Source organism: Streptomyces capoamus, from assembly GCF_014654935.1.
Classification (GTDB): Bacteria; Actinomycetota; Actinomycetes; order Streptomycetales; family Streptomycetaceae; genus Streptomyces; species Streptomyces capoamus.
In genome coordinates this window covers 109,471-112,335 of record NZ_BNBF01000024.1, presented here as the reverse complement: position 1 = coordinate 112,335, position 2,865 = coordinate 109,471, and the positions used below count along the sequence as shown (strand labels likewise).

Annotated in this window: 2 protein-coding genes; one reads left to right on the top strand and one right to left on the bottom strand. The window is 72.0% G+C overall.

Annotated elements, in window-relative coordinates; genetic code table 11:
* Positions 1 to 1,611, top strand: a 1,611-nt coding sequence (locus tag IE312_RS30715) for a flavin monoamine oxidase family protein (RefSeq protein ID WP_189985530.1), incomplete at its 5' end; no start/stop codon positions are given.
* A gap of 193 nt (positions 1,612 to 1,804) precedes the next feature.
* Here IE312_RS30715 and IE312_RS42590 read toward each other — a convergent pair.
* A partial coding sequence (locus IE312_RS42590) for a DNA repair helicase XPB (RefSeq protein WP_229900629.1) occupies positions 1,805 to 2,865 on the bottom strand: 1,061 nt, incomplete at its 5' end.

Below are 2,865 nucleotides of genomic sequence, written 5' to 3'. Positions count from 1 at the left end.
CGGGCGGGCGGACGCATCAAGACCTTCCGCCGCGGCGGCCACGAGAAGGCGGCGCAGCCCTTCGCCGACCCGCACCAGTACGCCGAGGCCGGTGCGATGCGGCTGCCCGGCAGCCACCCGCTGGTGATGGACCTCATCGACCAACTGGGCCTGCGGAAACGGCCGTTCTACTACGTCGACGTCGACGCGGACGGACGCCCCGTCTCCCACACCTGGATCCACGTCAACGGCATCCGGATGCGGCGCGCCGACTACGCCCGCGCGCCCCGGCGCATCAACCGCTCCTTCGGCGTCCCGCGCGCCCACTGGGACACCCCGGCCGCGGCCGTCCTGCGCTCGGTGCTCGACCCGGTCCGCGACGAGTTCAGCACGGTCGGCCCGGACGGCAAGCGGGTCGACAAGCCGCTGCCCGAGCGGGTCCGCGGCTGGGCCAGGGTGATCCAGCGCTTCGGCGACTGGTCGATGTTCCGCTTCCTGACCGAGCACGCCGGCCTGGACGAGCGGACGGTCGACCTCATCGGCACCATCGAGAACCTCACCTCACGGCTGCCGCTGTCGTTCGTCCACAGCTTCATCGGCTCCTCCCTGATCAGCCCGGACACGGCGTTCTGGGAGCTGGAGGGCGGCACGGCCGTGCTGCCGGACGCCCTGCTGGCCAAGGTCCGCGACGCCGTGCGGTTCGACCGGCGGGTCACCAGGATCGAGTACTACGACCCCGACCGGGCCGGCGGCGACACGCGGCACGTCCACGCCAAGGGGCCCCGCGTGTGGGTGGACACCGTCTCCGAGGGGCGGGGCGGCCCGGTCGTGCGGGAGCAGTTCACCGCCGACGCGGCCGTGGTGACCGTGCCCTTCTCCGGCCTGCGCCACGTACGGATCAGCCCGCCGATGTCGTACCCCAAGCGCCGGGCCGTCACCGAGCTGCACTACGACTGCGCGACCAAGGTGCTGCTGGAGTTCAGCCGCCGCTGGTGGGAGTTCGAGGAGTCCGACTGGAAGCGGGAGCTGCACCGCATCGACCCCGGTCTCTACGACGCCTACCGCACCGGACGCACCCCGGGCGACGGCCGCCTGCTCGGCGCCCACCCGTCCGTCCCGGCCGGCCACATCACCCCCGGCCAGCGCGTCCACTACGCCGCCCACCGGGCCGTCGCCCGCGACCAGCCGGAAGCGGCCGGCGTCACCGGCGGCGGCTCGGTGTCGGACAACGCCAACCGCTTCATGTACCACCCGTCCCACCCGGTCCCCGGCAGCGCGGGCGGGGTGGTCCTGGCCTCCTACAGCTGGGCGGACGACGCCCTGCGCTGGGACTGTCTGGACGACGACGCCCGCTACCCGTACGCCCTGTGCGGCCTGCAGGAGGTGTACGGCCAGCGGATCGAGGTCTTCTACACGGGCGCGGGCCGCACCCAGAGCTGGCTGCGCGACCCCTACGCCTACGGCGAGGCGTCCGTCCTGCTGCCCGGCCAGCACACGGAACTGCTCCCGTCGATCCCGACGCCCGAGGGCCCCCTGCACTTCGCGGGCGACCACACCTCCGTGAAGCCGGCGTGGATCGAGGGCGCGCTGGAGTCCGCGGTGCGCGCCGCCCTGGAGGTGCACACCGCGTGACGCGCTTAAGGGCGTGTCTTTCGGATCACCCCGGGGCCGCGGGGCTCGGCACGCACGTCCGCCGCGTTGTCGTCGGTCGCCGACGCTCCGCGTCGACTCCCTCCTCCGCCTTGCGGCCGCACGCACCGAGCCCCGCTCACCGGCACCGACAAGGCACCGCCGATCCGAGTCGGGCTGATCCGAAAGACACGCCCTAGCTGTCGGCCAGGAGGTCGTCCGCGTCCATGATCCGGTAGGCGTACCCCTGCTCGGCCAGGAAGCGCTGCCGGTGGGCGGCGAAGTCCTGGTCGATGGTGTCGCGGGCGACGACGGAGTAGAAGTGGGCCTGGTGGCCGTCGGCCTTGGGGCGCAGCACCCGGCCGAGCCGCTGGGCCTCCTCCTGGCGGGAGCCGAAGGTGCCGGAGACCTGGACGGCGACCGTGGCCTCGGGCAGGTCGATGGAGAAGTTGGCGACCTTCGACACCACCAGCACGTTGATCTCGCCCTCGCGGAACGCGTCGAAGAGCTTTTCGCGCTGCGCGTTGGAGGTCTCGCCCTTGATCACCGGGGCGTTCAGGTGCTCGCCCAGCTCGTCCAGCTGGTCGATGTACTGCCCGATGACGAGGATCTGCTGCCCGGCGAACCGGCGGACGATCGCCTCGGTGACCTTCCGCTTGGTCTCGGTCGTGGCGCAGAAGCGGTACTTCTCCTCCGCCTCGGCGGTGGCGTACGCCAGCCGCTCGGAGTCGGTGAGGTTCACCCGGACCTCGACGCAGTCGGCGGGCGCGATGTAGCCCTGCGCCTCGATCTCCTTCCAGGGCGCGTCGAACCGCTTGGGCCCGATGAGGGAGAACACGTCCGACTCGCGGCCGTCCTCGCGCACGAGGGTGGCCGTGAGCCCGAGCCGGCGGCGCGCCTGGAGGTCGGCGGTGAACTTGAACACCGGCGCGGGCAGCAGGTGCACCTCGTCGTAGACGATCAGCCCCCAGTCCCGGGAGTCGAACAGCTCCAGGTGCGGGTAGACGCCCTTCCGCCGGGTCGTCAGCACCTGGTAGGTGGCGATGGTGACCGGCCGGATCTCCTTCTTCGTGCCGCTGTACTCGCCGATCTCGTCCTCGGTCAGCGAGGTCCGCTTCACCAGCTCGTGCTTCCACTGCCGGGCGGAGACGGTGTTGGTGACCAGGATCAGCGTGGTCGACTTCGCCTGGGCCATGGACCCGGCGCCGACCAGCGTCTTCCCGGCGCCGCAGGGCAGCACGACGACCCCGCTGCCGC